This is a genomic window from Vibrio sp. 1731 (genome assembly GCF_033339955.1).
In the GTDB taxonomy this organism is placed as follows: Bacteria; Pseudomonadota; Gammaproteobacteria; order Enterobacterales; family Vibrionaceae; genus Vibrio; species Vibrio alginolyticus.
Window position 1 is genome coordinate 39178 of sequence record NZ_JAWOVO010000015.1, and the last position, 18192, is coordinate 57369.

At 42.3% G+C, this 18192-nt stretch carries 17 protein-coding genes; 12 read left to right on the top strand and 5 right to left on the bottom strand.

Features of this window, described 5'->3' with window-relative positions; all coding sequences use genetic code 11:
* The first annotated feature begins 134 nt into the window (after positions 1-134).
* Together R7035_RS16860 and R7035_RS16865 are read left to right on the top strand one after the other, a co-directional pair.
* A complete protein-coding gene (locus R7035_RS16860) occupies positions 135-644 on the top strand; it encodes a hypothetical protein (protein ID WP_005386088.1) in 510 nt (169 codons plus the stop codon).
* A gap of 195 nt (positions 645-839) precedes the next feature.
* Positions 840-1508, top strand: a complete 669-nt coding sequence (locus R7035_RS16865; RefSeq protein ID WP_047103569.1) for an HAD-IA family hydrolase — start codon at positions 840-842, stop codon at positions 1506-1508.
* A 430-nt stretch (positions 1509-1938) separates the two neighbouring features.
* Here the strand turns inward: R7035_RS16865 and R7035_RS16870 are convergent, their stop codons facing one another.
* The gene (locus R7035_RS16870; protein WP_005376380.1) at positions 1939-3369 is read right to left on the bottom strand and encodes a methyl-accepting chemotaxis protein; all 1431 of its coding nucleotides are present in this window, start codon (positions 3367-3369) and stop codon (positions 1939-1941) included.
* Between the two features lie 314 nt (positions 3370-3683).
* Here R7035_RS16870 and R7035_RS16875 point away from each other — a divergent pair, with 314 nt between their 5' ends.
* From R7035_RS16875 to R7035_RS16885, 3 genes are all read left to right on the top strand, one after another.
* Positions 3684-3857 (top strand): hypothetical protein, encoded by a 174-nt coding sequence (locus tag R7035_RS16875; protein WP_017820948.1) that lies wholly within the window; start codon positions 3684-3686, stop codon positions 3855-3857.
* Positions 3858-3938: 81 nt separating this feature from the next.
* Positions 3939-4541, top strand: coding sequence for an ACP phosphodiesterase (locus tag R7035_RS16880; RefSeq protein ID WP_053303599.1), 603 nt, complete (start codon positions 3939-3941; stop codon positions 4539-4541).
* Between the two features lie 67 nt (positions 4542-4608).
* Entirely contained in the window at positions 4609-5868 is a 1260-nt protein-coding gene (locus R7035_RS16885; protein WP_005376383.1) for a DEAD/DEAH box helicase, read from the top strand.
* A 27-nt stretch (positions 5869-5895) separates the two neighbouring features.
* Here R7035_RS16885 and R7035_RS16890 read toward each other — a convergent pair whose 3' ends face one another.
* Together R7035_RS16890 and R7035_RS16895 are read right to left on the bottom strand one after the other, a co-directional pair.
* Positions 5896-6684: an EAL domain-containing protein gene (locus tag R7035_RS16890; protein ID WP_017820946.1), complete on the bottom strand. Its 789-nt coding sequence runs from the start codon at positions 6682-6684 to the stop codon at positions 5896-5898.
* Positions 6685-6871: 187 nt separating this feature from the next.
* Complete coding sequence (locus R7035_RS16895) at positions 6872-7504, bottom strand: hypothetical protein (RefSeq protein WP_005376385.1); 633 nt, start codon at positions 7502-7504, stop codon at positions 6872-6874.
* Positions 7505-7687: 183 nt separating this feature from the next.
* Between R7035_RS16895 and R7035_RS16900 the strand changes: the two genes are divergently transcribed.
* The 3 genes from R7035_RS16900 (at position 7688) to R7035_RS16910 (ending at position 9210) form a co-directional block, all read left to right on the top strand.
* Positions 7688-7930 carry a DUF2164 domain-containing protein gene (locus R7035_RS16900; RefSeq protein ID WP_005390155.1) on the top strand — a complete coding sequence of 81 codons (243 nt, stop codon included), beginning with the start codon at positions 7688-7690 and terminating at the stop codon, positions 7928-7930.
* A gap of 174 nt (positions 7931-8104) precedes the next feature.
* Complete coding sequence (locus tag R7035_RS16905) at positions 8105-8644, top strand: cytochrome b (RefSeq protein ID WP_262651261.1); 540 nt, start codon at positions 8105-8107, stop codon at positions 8642-8644.
* Entirely contained in the window at positions 8641-9210 is a 570-nt protein-coding gene (locus tag R7035_RS16910) for a YceI family protein (RefSeq protein ID WP_017634178.1), read from the top strand. The genes R7035_RS16905 and R7035_RS16910 overlap by 4 nt, the downstream gene beginning before the upstream one ends.
* Positions 9211-9347: 137 nt before the next feature.
* Here R7035_RS16910 and focA read toward each other — a convergent pair whose 3' ends face one another.
* Complete coding sequence (gene focA / locus R7035_RS16915) at positions 9348-10799, bottom strand: formate transporter FocA (RefSeq protein ID WP_262651263.1); 1452 nt, start codon at positions 10797-10799, stop codon at positions 9348-9350.
* 301 nt (positions 10800-11100) lie between these two features.
* Here focA and R7035_RS16920 point away from each other — a divergent pair, with 301 nt between their 5' ends.
* Together R7035_RS16920 and R7035_RS16925 are read left to right on the top strand one after the other, a co-directional pair.
* Positions 11101-12006 (top strand): LysR substrate-binding domain-containing protein, encoded by a 906-nt coding sequence (locus R7035_RS16920; protein WP_005376369.1) that lies wholly within the window; start codon positions 11101-11103, stop codon positions 12004-12006.
* A gap of 228 nt (positions 12007-12234) precedes the next feature.
* The gene (locus R7035_RS16925) at positions 12235-12717 is read left to right on the top strand and encodes a DUF1097 domain-containing protein (protein ID WP_017634175.1); all 483 of its coding nucleotides are present in this window, start codon (positions 12235-12237) and stop codon (positions 12715-12717) included.
* Between the two features lie 153 nt (positions 12718-12870).
* Here the strand turns inward: R7035_RS16925 and R7035_RS16930 are convergent, their stop codons facing one another.
* A complete protein-coding gene (locus R7035_RS16930; RefSeq protein ID WP_017634174.1) occupies positions 12871-14505 on the bottom strand; it encodes an ATP-dependent endonuclease in 1635 nt (544 codons plus the stop codon).
* A 268-nt stretch (positions 14506-14773) separates the two neighbouring features.
* Here R7035_RS16930 and R7035_RS16935 point away from each other — a divergent pair, with 268 nt between their 5' ends.
* Both R7035_RS16935 and R7035_RS16940 read left to right on the top strand, forming a co-directional pair.
* Positions 14774-16516 (top strand): bifunctional UDP-sugar hydrolase/5'-nucleotidase, encoded by a 1743-nt coding sequence (locus R7035_RS16935; RefSeq protein WP_318146200.1) that lies wholly within the window; start codon positions 14774-14776, stop codon positions 16514-16516.
* A gap of 622 nt (positions 16517-17138) precedes the next feature.
* Positions 17139-18158, top strand: a complete 1020-nt coding sequence (locus R7035_RS16940; RefSeq protein ID WP_262651267.1) for a TerC/Alx family metal homeostasis membrane protein — start codon at positions 17139-17141, stop codon at positions 18156-18158.
* Positions 18159-18192 lie beyond the last annotated feature (34 nt).

The following is an 18192-nucleotide window of genomic DNA, read 5'->3' on the forward strand; positions in this document are numbered from 1 at the left end:
TTAACTAGGAAAGATATTGATGAAATCTATCAGAGGTTTGCACCTAAAACAAAATTTAGCCACGGAAAGGTCTATGTGCGCTAGGTTTGTTGCGGGCTTCATGCTAATGTACTGCTCTAAACGAAGGTATCAAGATGAATGAACAACAGTTAGCCAGTATCGAGCGTAAAAATACATGGCTGTATGATCTGGTCGAAGTTGAATTTCCGACACCAGAGAGTTTGAAAGGGCGCGATGTCTATTTCAAAACGCTAGAAAAAGCAACGTATCAAGTAGTCGACAAAGACACACTACTGGAAAGTGACTCTGAATTTAACCCCGACGATATTTTTCTGGTCGATTTTCATCGACTGACCATTATGTTCTCTATCTTGCAATCTCAGCGCTGGGAACAGCAGTATGATAAAGATATGATCATTGAATATCTGACACAGATTATCCTCACGCCAGATTTTGAATTATATGTTGGTTTTAAATCAGGAGTCCCAATTGGTGCTGCTATTGTTAGCCATCTCGAAGGAAATACACTCATCTCTGATGTTGCTGTTTCTGAATCAAAATACAAAAGCTCGTTTGTGGCTGATCTGGCTAAAAGACTAAGCACCGAGCAAAAACTGTTAGACTCAGTGGTTATCGAAGACTAACTTACACATCAATGTGCATAAAAAGTAAAGCAAGATGACGTTGGGTGATCTTGCTTAGAAAAACTGTAATTGCTCCCTTCTATTTCCATGAAATGCCAAGCTCGTCGTTTCAACAATCCCAAACTCAAATAAGATTAATCCAAACATTCTTAAAATCAGCTTGGGCTTAAGCCTTTAAGACGTCTGGAGATGGCTATGGCAATTACCAATATTAAGTGCGTGATATTTGACTGTGATGGTACGTTGGTCGACAGCGAAAGACTGTGTTGCCAAGCGCTCGTCAATGTATTTAACCAGCATGGGGCTGAGTTAACGATGGAAGAGTGCGTTTCTCACTTTAAAGGAGGAAAGCTCGCTGACATCCTTTTAGATACTAAAGAATTGAAAGATATCAAAGTTCCAATTGATGTTTTAGAGCCGCAATACCGAGAAGAAGTCCAGTCCCTTTTTGTGCGTCACTTACAGCCGATGGATGGCGCAAAACGATTAATTCAGTTTTTAGATTCGCATAATATCGAATATTGTGTGGCGTCTAATGGACCTAAAGATAAAATTGAATACGCTTTGGAGTTAACCGGTTTACTCGATGCTTTCCGAGGCAAAGTGTTCTCAGCATTCGATGCGAATAGTTGGAAGCCTGAGCCCGATTTAATCATGTACAGTGCTATGAGCATGGGCTTTTTACCAAGTGACTGTCTTTATATTGATGACACGCCTAAAGGAGTTGAGGCGGGATTAAACGCCGGTATCAAAACGGTACAGTTATTTAATGGTGAAGCTATCAATCGTGTTGATGACGAGCGTGTAATTCGCATCCATCATTTAGATGAATTAAAAGAGCAGCTGTGTGGCTGCTCTGTTTGACCTACTAATGGCAAACCGGACTTAAGCTGTGGATGTGCTTAAGTTTAGACTGTAGGTAAGGCGTTTGATGTAGACATTGGATAGATGAGAAGTTTTTTGTATGAAATCCGCAAGCAGCGCATGTGAATTTCTCGCCATCCGATGAAATGAGATATTCATCTCCTTGGCAGAGTGGGCAATTCAGGTTCTCTATGTCTTTTGTGTCTTTGTAATTATTCATATTGTTTTCCAGCAGCAAATTGGAATTGGCAAGATCAAGCATAGCGGAACGCTTTGTTTAAGAACATTATTTCATCCGGTACAGCGAGAACTTGAGATTCACTTCAAATATCCACTTGGATGTCGTAGAAAATATCGAAGGTAATAGTTGAACACGGTTTAAAGAAAAGGGCTCCTTAAGGAGCCCTTGTTGATCATAAGTTCCACAACGTTATGCGGTGCGGTAGCGTTGTAATATCTCACCAAGAGAAACGGAGGCTTGCGTGAGATTAGCGACGCCAGCGGTAGATTGCTCCGCCACTTCTCTGATTGTGCTTGATTGACTACGAATTTCTGAAAGTTCCGATGCAATATCGTTAGCAACTGCGCTTTGTTCTTCAGCAGATGTGGAAATCTGAATGCTCATGTCCATTAATGAGCGTGCTGACTCGGCAATAGAGGTAACATCATGGCCGATTTCATCAATAAGCTGGCTGCTGGTTTGAGCTTGCTGAACGGTTCGGTTGGTGATTGAAGCAATGTTCTGGCTCTCAATTTGAAGCTTCTCAATCATGGCTTGGATCTCTACTGTTGCCTGTTGAGTTCTGCTTGCTAATGTACGTACTTCATCGGCAACCACTGCAAATCCACGACCTTGTTCACCAGCACGGGCTGCTTCGATTGCTGCGTTTAGTGCCAACAGATTAGTTTGTTCTGAAATGGCGTTAATCGTTGTGATTACGTCATTAATCTGCGTCGTATTCTCGTTTAAATTGGTTACTGACGTAGAGGCTTGTTCAATATAGCTAGATAACGTCTCTATCTCGCCAATCACGTTTTGTACACGGCTTCTGCTTAGTTCGATCTTCTGGGCATCTTGGTCTGACTGCGTCGTTGCTTGTTGAGAAATACTTGATACCTCCTTTGCAGAGGCTGTCATTTCTTCCATTGCCGTCGCGACTGAATCAAGCGTTTGATATTGATGAGATATCTGGGTTTCACTCAACTGCATATCTTTTTCGAATGCAGAAGATGTCTCGCTCAACATCGTTGCATTATTTTTAACACTATTAACCAGTTCACTTAAGGTATCCATAGACTTGTCTAGCGCACAGCCGATGGTACCGAATTCATCTCGACCTGGATGAAAACCAAGACGAGAGGTTAAGTCACCGTCACCAATTTTTTCGGTTGTTGTATATAAAACCCACAGAGCTCCTCCGATAAACGTTGCCACCCAGTAAGAGAATAGGGCAAAAGGAATAACCCATAAGAAGCTAAGTAATAGTGACGATAGAGCTGATGATTTTAACGATTCGTATTGTGTGGACACATTTTGAGTCAGCTTAATCACTTCTCCAGAATGCAACTTGGCATAAGCGGTCACAGACCCATCGACAAAAGAACTCTCGCTTACGCGGTTCGATTTCGATACGCCGTCAATTTCTGTAGCGCGGTTTGATTGAGCATCAACGATACCAGAAAGCTTCGCTTCGCTCGCCGAGATGGCTTGCTGCTCAAATTGTTGTATTTCATTGAAGTAGCGGCTTCCAGCCACTGAAGTGAGGGCTACTAAAAATAGTAGGAATATAACCCACATTTTGTCGTTGATAGACATCTTGATAAACAGCCTGTCTATCGTTCTAAACTCAACTTCTCTCATTTAAAGCTCCATTAGAGATAAAAGATATTGACCAAATCTATTGCTATATCGAAACAAAATATGCGAAGTTAATCAGCAAAATATGTAACGAATACTAAATTTAGTTTAAGAAATGAGATCTAAGGACGCCTATAACAGTATGTTATATCTTTAAATTGACATGAATGTTGATAAAAGAGTCATTTCTCTAAAGTGTTAAGTGGATATGAAACCTAATTGCAATCGTTTACTTTTGATTATGCTCATAGGTTTTTAAATCTTTACTTCTCGCTGTCATGAATGTGTCATATAAAGACTATAAAAAGGAGTTGCTGATGTGGATATGGCAAGAGCCAGGCCGTCAGCAAGTAAAAGCAAGAGAGCTTAAAATAAAGGAGGTCACAATGAGCGACCAATACCAAAACGATGAGAGCCTAGAGCTGCTAGATGCGCTTGAAATTGGCATTATCTTGTCGGAATACGTTGGCTCAGACAACGAAGCCGAATAGCGGAACACTCTCATCTCGTCGTAATTGACGTTATACTAGGTTCATGTCACACCAAGCCCTAGAGGCCAAAACTGGCGTCGAATGAACTTTCTAGCCCACCTGCATATCGCAGAACACAGTAACAGCCATTTATTGGGAAACTTGCTTGGAGACTTCGTAAAAGGAGATCCAAGCAAGCTGTATGATCGCGATATCTCAAATGGCATCAGATTACATAGATTTGTTGACCGTATTACTGACCATCATCCAATCGTCAACGAATGTAAGCCTCATTTCACTGGTGTTGCGAGACGTTTTGCACCTATCGCTTTAGATATGTTTTGGGATCATTGCCTCGCAAAACACTGGAACGACTTTCACTCCGTGTCTCTCGAACACTTTGTAAAAACGGCATACGAGAGAGTAAACCGAGAGGTTCATGAACATTTGCCGCCACGTTTTTTGGTGCTCCACAGCAGAATGTGGCATGGCCGATGGCTTCAATCCTATCAAGATCTAGACAATATAGAATTTGCACTACATCGGATGTCGCAAAGAAGTCCTAGGATGGCAGACTTAACCACAACATTTAAAGTGATTGAAAGTGATTACACCGAATTAGAAGAGAAGTTCTCGTCACTTTATCGAGATGTTTTGCGCCAGTCGTATGATTTTCAGCAACAGCTTAATGACTCAACTCAATGAGATAGAAAAGTAGTATGGCTTTAGGGGCTCTGGTAAACTCTGCGCTCCAAAAATAATGAGGTTACACATGTCTGTTAATTTTGCTGATTTAGGCATCGAACAAAAGCTAATCGAGACGCTAGGCAATCTAAATATCGTGACGCCAACACCAGTGCAAGAAAAGTCAATTCCACACGTCCTTGCAGGAAAAAACTTACTTGCTGCTGCACAAACTGGTACGGGAAAAACGGCTGCGTTTGGTTTACCTATCATACAAACCGTTCAGCAAAAGAAACTTAACGGCACACCTCAAGCATTGATTTTGGTTCCAACACGCGAGCTTGCACAGCAGGTATTTGATAATTTGAATCAGTACTCGGCAGAAACAGAACTTCGCATCGTGTGTGTTTATGGTGGTACAAGCATTGGCGTACAAAAGAGAAAGTTAGAAGAGGGCGCTGATATTTTGATTGCCACGCCAGGCCGCCTTTTGGATCACCTGTTTAATGGTAACGTAAACATCTCTAAAACCGGTATGCTCGTGTTAGACGAAGCCGACCGTATGTTAGATATGGGATTTTGGCCTGACTTGCAGCGCATCTTCCGACGTTTACCTGCAGAGAAACAGATCCTATTGTTCTCTGCGACATTTGAGAAGCGAATCAAAACTATTGCGTATAAACTCATGGAATCGCCAGTTGAAGTCGAAGTTTCACCAGCAAATACGACTGCTGAAACGGTAACACAAATGGTTTATCCAGTGGATAAAAAACGGAAACGTGAATTGCTAGCGTACTTAATTGGCTCGCGGAATTGGCAGCAAGTGCTTGTATTTACAAAAACGAAGCAAGGCAGTGATGAGTTAGCGAAAGAGCTCAAGTTAGATGGCATCAAAGCGGTTTCTATCAACGGCGATAAATCACAAGGCGCCCGCCAAAGAGCTTTGGATGAATTTAAACAAGGTAAGGTGCGTGCTTTGATTGCAACCGATGTGGCAGCACGAGGGTTAGATATTCAAGAGCTAGAACAAGTCGTGAACTTTGATATGCCATTCAAAGCAGAAGATTATGTCCATCGAATTGGCCGCACTGGAAGAGCAGGAAAGTCAGGTTTGGCGGTTTCTCTGATGAGTAGAGATGAGGAGTACTTGTTGCAAGCTATCGAGAACCTGCTTGATCAACGCTTACCCCAAGAATGGCTGGCAGGTTTCGAACCAAGTCTTGTAGAAGAAGTTGAGCCTGAACAAAATGGGGGTGGGCGTCGTCGTAGTCGTTCATCTGAGAAGCGTAAGCTAAAAGCAAAATTGGCGATTCATAAGAATCGTGGTAAATCACGTAGCTCTCGCTAAACCGCGCAAACTTTTGTTCTTACATAGTCAGGCTGTTTTTGCCTCTTCATAGACGTCTAACGTTTGGGGGATAGCAAGTAGGTACCCTTGATACATATCGAAACCGAGCTTTTTCATTAAGCGAAGTTGATGCTCGGTTTCAATTCCTTCGATAACGGTTTTAGAGCATAACGCTTTTGCGAGTGATAATGCATCGTTAAGCGCTTTAAAATCACCGTTTTCATACCTTAGCAATAAAGAGCGATCCATCTTGATTATATCTGGGCAAACGCTTCTCACTCGCTCAGTTGTCGATGCATTGACGCCATAATCGTCGATCGCCAATTTAAACCCGCCTTGGCTTAATTCACGAGCTGCTTGCGACAAAGAGAGTTCATCCTCCACCTTCAATTCAAGTAACTCCATGACGATTTGTTCATTCATCAAATGCGATTCATAAATGGTTTGTTTTAGCAGTCGGTTATACGTGATGTCTTTGACTAGTATCTCTGCCGCTACCGGTAATACATTGAGAAACAATTGTTTTGTGTGAAAGCGAGACTGAGAGAAATTTTTGATATGGATTAGGCGACTTAAGCGTTCAACATTGAGCAAATCTTGAGTGGGAGTCGCTTTGGATTGGAAAAACTGATCTGGCCTAACCATGGTGCCATTGGCATTGCTAATTCTTACCAGTGCTTCAAGGCCAACGATAGAAATATCGTTCTTATATATGGGTTGAAAGACACTGCGGAGAGTGAAGTTCGCGTATTTCGCAATATACTGCCCGTCGGCTTGTTTCCGGATGCAACTAAGTAGTTGCGAGATGCTCATCATTGTTACCACAACCTAAATCAATGTCTCAACATCAGCGTTATCGCGCTAATTTTTCTATTTCATTGGCAATGAATCTAAGTGTGCTCATTAACTCAAGCAAGAACGATGGTAATGGATGGGTAGTTTTGTCGAGTGATATCAAACAAATTGATGAAATAATTGATAATCTCAGCACTTCAATTTGATGCTACCATTGCAGTACGGCATACAACTGCAAATATTTTCTGACTAACTGCTGTTTGTTCGAACGCCGTAAAGGATGCCCAAACTTAATGTAACAAGGGCTAATACCGAATCGAGTGTCCAAAGATTGCGTGAGTTGCGACTCGCTGGTGTACAGTGTGATTCCTTGTTCTGTGTATTCGTTGATCTGATCGGGTAGTTCACCCATCCACCAATGAAGTAATTCTCGGCTCGTTTTGCTGCGACTTATCCAATGATCGCAAACCAAAAAGAGTAGGTCATTAGGCTGTAAGGCATAGCCATATTCACTCTGCCATTCCGTAATTGATGAGAGTAAGTTTTCCCGGCAAGATTTTCCGGCACTGACCATATGGTGACTCAGAACCCAGACAGTGCCAATGTCGGATGAAATTCGATAGTGATGGGGAAGGTCTGGAGAATCCAACACTTCGATTGGCTTTATCACGCAGTTGTATCCAAAGTGACGAAAAGTATGTTCCATCCTTCTTGAAAACGCGAGACCAAGATGATGCTCACTCATGCCTTGGTTATGCACCGCAGGGTAATGCTTTTCACACAGCTTAAGACAGTCGTCTTGAAAATCATTAACACTTTGAATAACTAGGTCGAGTAGCAAAGAATATCCCTTAATAATTACAAAACGAACTGCAAAAGGTTAGCATAGTCTTTTGAGAATAGACTAATTTACTTCGGCAACTTCTTGATCTAAACACCAAATTTCTCACAAATGACCGTGTCTAATCTTTAATAGAACAACACGAAAGAAGCAGAAGTTGAACAAAAATTTGAAAGGGAAAAAATGATAAAGCTAGAACGCGCACAAAAAGAGGCGCTGGCCACCGCTATTCAAGATTACATGCAAGACGAGCTAGATGTTGAAATTGGCCAGTTCGATAGTGAGTTTCTAATTGATTTTATTACAGAAAAACTAGGGCCAATTTACTATAACAAGGGTGTTGAAGATGCTAAGTTACTGGTTGAACGCAGAATGTTAGAAGTTTCCGAAGAGCTGTATGAGATAGAACAAGAAGTTAAGCTGTAAGTTTCAGTTTTACAAACGATTTAAAGTTCCTTCAAAAAATTCGAACAACTTGATAGATACGGTACCATTGGCTGGATGTAAATGATGGTAAATAATCTGTTTCATATGACGTAAATAGGTTAATGTAGTGTTTCTTGCTCAGCATTAACTTAGGAATATATCTAGGAACTTGAGATGGATACACTGGTAAAGAATTACAACCTTACTGCACGCGTGATGCATTGGTTATCAGCGCTGTGCATTATTGGTCTATTTGCAGTGGGTTTGTGGATGGTCGACCTTAGCTATTACAGCGAATGGTATCGAACTGCGCCGCATTACCATCGCTCTGTCGGTATTTTACTCGCTATTTTAACTTTGGCACGCATCGTATGGAAACATGTGACGGCGTCACCAAAGGTAGAAGGCAAACGTTACGAAGTGCTTGCTGCTAAAGCAGCGCATGATGTCATGTACCTACTATTGGTCACCATCTTTGTTTCAGGTTACCTCATTTCAACGTCTGATGGACGCGGCATCGAAGTGTTTAATTGGTTCACCGTGCCAGGAGCGGGAGAGTTATTCCCAGGCCAATCAGATATTGCAGGTGAGATTCACTTCTATGCAGCTTGGGCAGTCATCCTGATTGCAGGTTTGCATGCTATTGCTGCACTAAAACACCACTTTATCGATAAAGACAACACATTAAGAAAAATGTTAGGAGCTTCAAAATGAAAAAGTCACTTTTCGCTACAGGATTAGCTATCGCTATGGCACTGCCATTTGGTGCGCAAGCTGCAGATTATGTCATCGATACCAAAGGTGCTCACGCTTCAATCAACTTTAAAGTTAGCCACTTGGGTTACAGTTTCATCAAAGGTCGTTTCAATACATTTTCTGGTGACTTTTCTTTTGATGAAAACAACATTGCTGACTCAAAAGTAAATGTTGTTGTTGATACAACCAGCCTAGATTCAAACCATGCTGAACGTGACAAACACATTCGTAGTGGTGACTTCATCGATGCTGGTAAATACAGTGAAGCAACCTTTACGAGCACAAAAGTGGTTGATAAAGGCAATGGCAAACTAGATGTAACTGGTGATCTAACGCTACACGGTGTTACTAAGCCTATTACTATTGAGGCTGAATTCGTTGGTGCTGGCAGTGACCCATGGGGCGGCGAGCGCGCTGGCTTTGTTGGCAACACTCGCCTAGAGCTTGCTGACTTTGACATCCCAGTAATGGGTGCTTCAAGCTACGTCGATATGGAACTTCATATCGAAGGTATTAAGAAGTAATTAGTTCCTTTTAGATACACTAAAAGCGCTCTTCACTTGAAGAGCGCTTTTTTATTATCTTAATCACATCACTAACATCGATAAACCAGTCAGTGATTGCGATTGAAAGCCAATAGACGTTGTAAATGTTTAGCGAATTACGCTGTTTCTAACTCACTTTTTTCCACCAAGTTTAAACGCTCACCAAAAATCGGGCGTAGTGCTTTTAATACTTCAGTACGAGTAACCACCCCGACCATCTGCCCATTTTCAAGCACAGGAAGCACTTGTGGCTTACTTACTTTGATACTTTTAGCGCGTTCTTCGAGAGACAAAGACGTCAAGCGAGTGGCGATACCCATACTGCTCGCTGGGTACAACTGCTCTTTATCGATACATAGGAATTCCACAACATCAACGAGGCGATCATCAGCGTCAATTGCGACCACATCTCTGCTCATGATGTCGACGACTTTTTGGTCTTTCACCGGAATGTAGTCCTCACACCATAGTTCTACCATCACATCGTGAGCAGAGAAGAAGCCAACTAATCGATTTTGTACGTCTACAACAGGTGCGCTAGTTACGTTGTTATCAAGTAACACATCCAGCGCGGCTGCAATTGGCGTTTCTGCACGAATGGTGACTGGTTTTGGGTTCATAATGTCTTTAACAAAAGAGGCATTTTTCATGGTGAAATCCTTAACTGACGACAGTGTTGTAGTTGTAGTGATAGAAGAAATATTCGCTGCTTTTAGTTCTGGTCGGCGAAAAATACACCAGTTTGAAAGGCCAACTAATACCGCTCCGCCGACGATGTTGCCAAGCGTGACAGGAATTAAGTTAGCGGTAATAAAGTGGCTAATGTTTAGGTCTGTGTATTGTGACGCGGGCACACCGACAGATGCCCAAAAAGATTCAGGTGCAAAATTCGCGATAACAATACCAAGTGGAACCATAAACATGTTCGCAACACAGTGCTCAAAACCGCTGCTGACAAACATTGCCACAGGCAAAATTGTCATTGCTGCTTTTGTCATTGCATTTGCAGAACTAAATGTCAGCCAAATCGCTAGGCAGACCAACAGGTTACAGAGAATACCGAGTGCAAACGCTTGAATGAGAGTGTGGTGAAGTTTGTGTTGTGCGATGTTAAGCGCATTTAATCCCCATTGACCGCCATCCATCTGATAAAGACCAGCAGCAGTAACCAGCGCAAGTAGGAACATCGCACCAATAAAGTTACCAACGTAAACTTTGCCCCAGATCGAAAGCATCTTACCGAACGATATTTGCTTATTGGCCCAAGAAATACTGGATAGGACGGAGCTGGTAAATAATTCACCACCGCAGATCACGATGAGGATCAATCCCATGCTAAATGAGAGTCCACCAGCTAGGCGGCTCAAGCCCCAACCAGCGCCCGTACTGCCGGTGGTCACCGTGATGTAAAACAAGAATGCTAACCCGATGAACGCGCCGGCCATAATCGCGAGGCTTAATGTCATACTGCTGGTTTTGTTTGCCTTACTTAACGCAAATTTTTCCGCTTCAACCATCATCTCTTTTGGAGAAAAATACTGGTGATTTTGAGAACTGGTCACCGCCATATTGACTCCTTAATTTGTAATCGCATAAAAAATCCTTGGTTATTAACTCAAAAATGAACTTGTTGTTTTTATTAAGAGCCTCAACGACTTCGGTTTCAAAACCATTGAGGCTTGCGGTGTTCCCGAACCGCGTACTCAGAATAGGGAGAACGGTTAGTAAGGTAAAATTGATAATATTTAGAAACCTCATCAAATTAATTGATAACTTTACGGGGCTAGGTAAAATGAACTCTATTGCTTATTGGGGCATGCTTTAACAATTGTGGGGATTGGGAAATACCCACTAATAATGGAGGACACTTTGCGCTACTCACTTAAGCAATTAGCGGTTTTCGACGCAGTTGCAGATACCGGCAGTGTAAGCCAAGCCGCAGAAAAATTGGCTTTGACACAATCAGCGACAAGCATGTCGCTTGCGCAATTAGAGAAGATGCTTGGCAGGCCGTTGTTTGAGAGGCAAGGCAAGCAAATGGCGTTAACCCATTGGGGGATGTGGTTACGACCAAAAGCAAAACGCTTGCTACAAGATGCATTGCAGATTGAAATGGGCTTCTATGAGCAACATTTATTGAGTGGTGAGATTCGTATGGGAGCGAGTCAAACTCCAGCAGAGCACTTAGTTCCCGACCTTATCAGTATCATTGATAATGACTTTCCAGAAATGCGTATTTCCCTCGGTGTACAAAGTACAAAAGGGGTGATTGATGGGGTATTAGATTACAAGTATGACTTAGGGATTATTGAAGGGCGCTGTGATGATAACCGTTTACACCAAGAAGTATGGTGTCGTGATCATCTTACTGTTGTCGCAGCTTCTCATCATCCTTTTGCGCGTAATCAGTCTGTTAGCCTTGCGCAGTTAGAGCAAGCGAAGTGGGTACTAAGAGAGCATGGCTCTGGCACACGAAAAACATTTGATAGTTCTATTCACCACCTTATTGAAGATTTGGATGTGTGGCGCGAGTACGAACACGTTCCGGTGTTACGTAGTTTAGTTGCTAATGGTCAGTACCTTACTTGCTTACCGTATTTAGATGTAGAGCGATATATAGAAGCAGGTCATCTTGTGGCATTAAATGTACCTGAGTTAAAAATGGAAAGGACGCTTTCATTTATATGGCGTTCAGATATGGCAGAAAACCCATTAGTCGACTGCATTAAAAGAGAGGGACTACGAATGATGAAAGGGAAGCCTTCAGTTCTTTAAAGGTTGATTAAACATGCCTACGAGATGAGTTGGGTTTATTCCCTAAATCTGTTGATTTATCGGTTGCGTCAAACTTTTAATGTAAATTGTGAAAATAATAATATTTTATTGTGATCAATATCACCGATAAGCTGAGCTGATGTATCTAACATGTCTCCTTGATTTCAATGTATGAAGGCAGTTATTGAACCATATAGGTACGATAATAGCCGAGTAGGTATGACTACCATGACGACACTTTTAGCTATTTCTATCACTACTGGAATTTTATCTGGCGTATGGGGTTGGATCGCCATCTCTTTAGGTTTGCTTTCTTGGGCTGGTTTTTTAGGTTGCACGAGCTACTTTGCAGCGCCAACTAGCGGATTGAAAGGACTAGGTATCAGCTTAATCACTAATATGACAGGCGTATTCTGGGCAATGGTAATTATTCACGGTTCCACTTACGTGGGGTTGGAAATTATTGGCTATGTGATTACCGCTATTGTGGCATTCTTCATGTGTATTCAAGCTAAACAAGCTTGGCTCGCGTACATCCCTGGTACTTTTATTGGTTCATGCGCAACATTTGCGGCTGACGGAAACTGGCAACTTGTCATTCCATCGTTGTTGCTAGGTGGTGTGTTTGGCTATCTAATGAAAGCGACAGGGCTATGGTTGCATACGAAATCAACCGCTACTTCTTCTTCGCTTGCTGAGCAAGCACAGTAGTGAACCCCCGATCTTATTGGTATCCACTGTGTATTGAGTTTTATCCCTCTCAATACCCTTAATCAAAATTAATGATGTTTGATACAAGCACACCAAATTGGTGTGCTTTTTTTGTATTACAAGACAATACGCTGAGTGTGAAATACGCCTAACTCATGTATTGCCGTTGGCCATGGTAACAACGCGTTTAAGTGTCCAGCGCAGAAGTACAGGAATACACTCCATGCCTTTCTCTTCACAATGAGAAACAATGGCCAAAGCTAAGTCCGGTTTTGCATGTTTTTTCAAAACACGATTTACGACTTTTTTAGCAGGGATAGGGTGGTCATGAGGAACTTTGATGATGTCCTTAAAGAAAAGTTCAAAACCATTGTTGTACAGAAAGTGCTCGATGTCTCGGTCGGGTAACTCCGTAAGTCGATGCCTTTCCTGATCATGGTCGAGCTGTGCTCGCACTGCATGCGCGTACTTTTTCCCTGCTGGGTCGCCATCGGTAACGACATGCCAATCAATACCAAACTCTTTTGCTACTTTGATGAGTGATTTTAGACCTGATTGAGCAAACTCAACGATTTGAACCCCTTCGGCAGCCAAGTCATACCCGCATTGACGAGCCAGTTCATGAAAAAGCCAAACTTCGGTTTCGCCCTCAACAAGTAACCAGCACCGCGCAAATAATGCTCCTGAACGATGAAAACGAATATGGAAACCAATTCGGCGCAACTCATCTCGACCAAACTTTGTTGAGTTTAAACTCTTAGCGATGGTTCTGTCTGATAGCCGAATTAAACGTCGAATTGAATACAGTGGAACAGAACCGAGTAACGTGCCACTGTTGGTGGTTAATATCTTTTGCATTGGCAACAATTGCAATAAGGACCACGCTCTCGCTAGATGAGTTGGATGCAGTCGACCTTCTGGATCTTCAATGATCAGTATTGGTCTCGCACAGCGCCTTAAATCGGTGGGACCCTTAGCTTGAAGATAGGCATTGAGTAACCCCATTAAAAGCAAGCGGCTTTGTTTGTCATTGGTTTCTTTCAAGAACTGACTCAAGCCTTTATCAGAGGAAGGGCTTGTATAGAAAAGACCATCACGAGGTTTGCGTGGGTTGCCTTTACTGACACTTCTGAACGCGAAATAGTGTTCAACAAGCGTTTGCATTGAGTCGAGGCTACTACGAATCTCACCTTTATTCACATGGCCAGGCATAGCCAATAAGCGTCGACAGGTGTTGTTGATTCGTTTTTCAATCCGAGCATTTTTACCATCGCCGTTGACATGGTTTAAATCTGGGAAGCGTCGGGAGTCACGTAGTCGGATTACAGGATGAAGTGTCATTAACTCAATAGCGAGTTTCTCTGAGTGGTGAAGTTTTTTGGGTTTGCCGTTATGATCCAAAAACGCGTACTTTGTATTAATGCCGTGCTCATCGCGAGACGCACTAATACGATAGTAAATGACTTGCTCACCATCTTCGTTGGTGCACCATGTAGGCTTTATGCGTCTGTAGCGTCCCGCTTTTACTTCGTTTTTATCCTGTGCTTTAAAACAAACAATGATCTGTAAGTGTTGTGTTTGTGGATGAGAAATTGAGTAGTCAACGTGAAAATCTTTCAGTTTGAATTGATACAATGAGCCATTGGCAGGTAGTGCGATGGAAAGGGCATCGAGCAATGATGATTTGCCCCACGTGTTTTCACCGATAAGCGTGGTGAGTTCGTCAAAAGAGAGTGAAAGGCGTTTGATGCCTCTAAACCCGGAGATTTCGATGCGTTCTAGTCTCATCTCAATCCTCCTTGCAATTATTTGAATTATCGAGAGTTATTTTGCTACTCCTAAGCATATATGAATTCGAAATTTTTGAGTTAAGCTCAGTTCACAAAATTACGAGAGCCTCTTACTGAATAGAGACCGTTACAAGCGAGGCTTGCTTTCAAAGCTGGGGGACAGCATCGTGATCACTTAAACATGAAATCCTAAATCGCAGTTTCATAAAATTCATGATTCTGTCATGATTCACTTCTTATTATTATAAGGAATGAAAAAAGAGAAGATGAAGATGAATAACAATCATAAGCCAGTGAGAATCAAACTGGCACACATCAATGACACACATTCCTACTTTGAACCAACGTCATTACAGTTAAAGCTTAAGATAAACAATGAACTCACGCTAGAACCCTATGTCAGTGCTGGCGGCTTTTCTCGTATCGCAACCAGAGTCGAGCAGTTAAGAGATGATGCTCAGCGCCAAGGTCATGGGATGTTGTTCCTCCATGCCGGAGATTGCTTCCAAGGCACGCTGTATTTCTCACTATTTAAAGGCAAAGCCAATGCCGACTTATTGAACGCATTAAAGATTGATGCAATGGCGTTAGGCAATCATGAATTTGATATGGGGAATGAGCCAGTTGCATTGTTTTGCCAACGTACTCAGTTCCCATTGCTTGCTGGCAACTGGGATTTATCCAATGAATCACTTAAAAAAATTCACCGTATCAGTGATTGCAAGGATGTATATAGTTACCAACCGGATACACAGAGCGCTCAATACATTGTTAAAGAATTCCATGGTGAGCGGGTCGCGATTTTCGGATTATCCATAGATAAAATGAGCGACATCGCAAACCCTGATGCAGACACGCCTTTTCACTCAGCAATTGAAACCGCCAAGGCGACCGTAAAACAAATCCATTCATCAGGTATAAAAAATATTATTCTTCTGAGCCACTTAGGTTATGAAGGTGATTTAGAGTTAGCTGAGCAAGTCTCAGGTATTGGTATAATTGTTGGTGGACACAGCCACCGGTTGCAAGGTGATTTTTCATCAATAGGGTTAGGACAAGACGATCCCTACGGTATCAAAATTAATGATACCTATGTGGTGCAAGCGGGTTTCCATGCTTTGACAATGGGGCACTGCGTCATTGAGTTTGATGAACACGGTAAAGCAACGATGTTGAGTGGACAAAATGAACTGTTGCTTGGTCGACGTATTTTTTGGGACTCGACGCTAAACCAACAGCTCGACCAAGGTGTATTCGAAACCGCGTGCGACTTCATCCATGGTCAACCGAATGTCGTGGTTTGTAAGAAACACCCGGAAACTCAAGCGATCCTGAGCGATAAATATATTCCTCAGGTCAGGCAGTTACAGTCACAAGTCATTGCTAGTGTTGACACCAAAAAGCGTCATGTGAGAATTCCCGATGAATTTGGTGAGAGTGAGTTAGCTTCCTCCGTTGCCCGATCATTTCTGCACTGTTTAAACAAACGTGGATATGACGTTCAATTTGCAATTCATAATGCGGGTGGCGTGCGAACCTCTTTGAACCCTGGCAACATCACAGTGGCAGACATTGCCGGACGGCTGTTGCCTTTTGCCGTTCCTATCGGCTTTTACGATGTAAAAGGCAGCGCTATTCGCCGTGCACTTGAAGGCGCGATAAATAATGCACTCAACAATGGCGTAGAAGGCACTGGATCTGGCAGTTATCCGTACACTTACAATTTAAACTTCGAGTACCACGCAGATGCCCCAAAAGGTGAAAGAGTTCAATCATTAGTGATTTTTGATGGTAAACAATGGGTAGGTGTTCAAGATGATGTTTGGTATCGAGGGACTTCTTCTGCCTATACGATGAAAGGGAAAGAGGGGTACGACGCATTGCAGGAGATGAAAGGAGAAGGGCGTGTGACCAGTTTGTCCATGGCTGATTGTTTTATTGAACTCCTGACCGATGAGCCAAACTGTTTGAATCAAAGTCACAAACTTTACACAAAGCGACGTCGATAATAGATACTGGTATTGATTTTGCTGTTCTCCACTTACTACATGGGTTGATGAGGATGGCAGTATGTGGAATAAAGATTGGGCAGATACGGCAGTCGTGGTTGCCTGGATCGCAATTTGGTCAACACTGGTCTACTTTGTGCCTCTAAGCGGCTTTTGAATTGCTAAGAATGTGGATGTTACAAAAGGGAGCAGTAATGCTCCTTTTTTGTATCTATCTTCCCCGTTAGGGCCCTAACTAATGAAGAGTTTGTCTTGAGCCATTTGCTGCTTTTTGTCTGTTTACTATAGTTCAGGTGGTTGAATCCATTTCTTTCTTTTTATAGTGCTTCCTGATTTTTGATAAGAATTTTATTTCGATAAGACAAGGTTTTTTTGTTGGAAAGCCTGACGCTCGGCGTTATTATGTCGGCGTTTGGGGAGTAGTTAGCGCAAGTTTACTTATCGTCATCTCGTTAAGCATCAGCTTATCCGGTAAGTAAAGGTGTTACGTGGTTTATTCACATCAACACTTCAACGAGACCAACGCATTCATTGACTAGCAGCACATAATCGTTATGTGGCTGTTGGTTGTTATTGTATGCGGAAGGTCACCAAACGAAGTCCTTCCGCCATGGGAGGAAATATGTCTCTTATCGAAAATACCACCCAATTGAGCCAATCGGTGCCTCTTCAAGAATCATTAGCGATGTATGGTGCTTTTGGTTTATTTACCCTTGTTCTTGTTACGCTTGATATCTATCAAACACGTGGTGGCGTTATCACGATGAAAAAAGCCATCGTTTGGAGTGTTTTTTGGTTCTTGCTTGCCTTTGTTTTTGCAGGTTCTATTTATTTATTCTGGGACTTTTACGCGCCACATAGCGCTTATACGAACGACAAAGCAACGATTTCATTCTTAACTGGTTACTTACTAGAGAAGTCGTTAAGCGTTGATAACTTGTTTGTGTTTGCCATCATCTTTGCACAATACGGTGTGCCGGAGCATTTGCGTCCGAGAGCATTGCTTTGGGGGGTGATAGGTGCGCTAGTTTTACGCGCTGTCATGATTGCGGTTGGTGCTCAGTTACTTGCACAGTATCACTGGGTATTGTACTTATTTGCTGCTTTCCTTATTTGGACAGGTGTTAAGCTAGCTCGCGACAAAGGCGAAGCAGAAGAGGTTAATCCATATCCGGAGCAGTTGATTCGAAAGGTATTGCCAGTTACAGATGACTACCAAGGAAATCACTTAATCTTAAAGCAAGCTAGTAAGTGGGTGGCAACACCGATGCTGATCGTTGTTGGTGTCATTGCAGTAATGGACGTTATGTTTGCGTTGGACTCTATACCAGCTATATTCGCGGTAACGCGAGAGCCATTTTTAGTCTTAGCCGCGAACGTATTTGCATTATTGGGTTTGCGATCGCTGTACTTTGTTCTTCAAGCGATGTTAGACAAGTTTGTGTACTTAAAACCAGCATTATCAGTAATCATGATGTTTATCGGGGTGAAAATGCTATTGGTTGGAACAGAATATGAGATTCCGACAACATGGTCTCTCACATTTTTAGTTGTTGTGATGACATCGGCAGTGGTGGCATCACTCCTAAAAAATAAAGCGAAGCGTCAAACTAGCGTTAATATTACTAATCAAAAAATATAAAGTAAGCACAAAAATCAAAAGAAATAACGAAAAA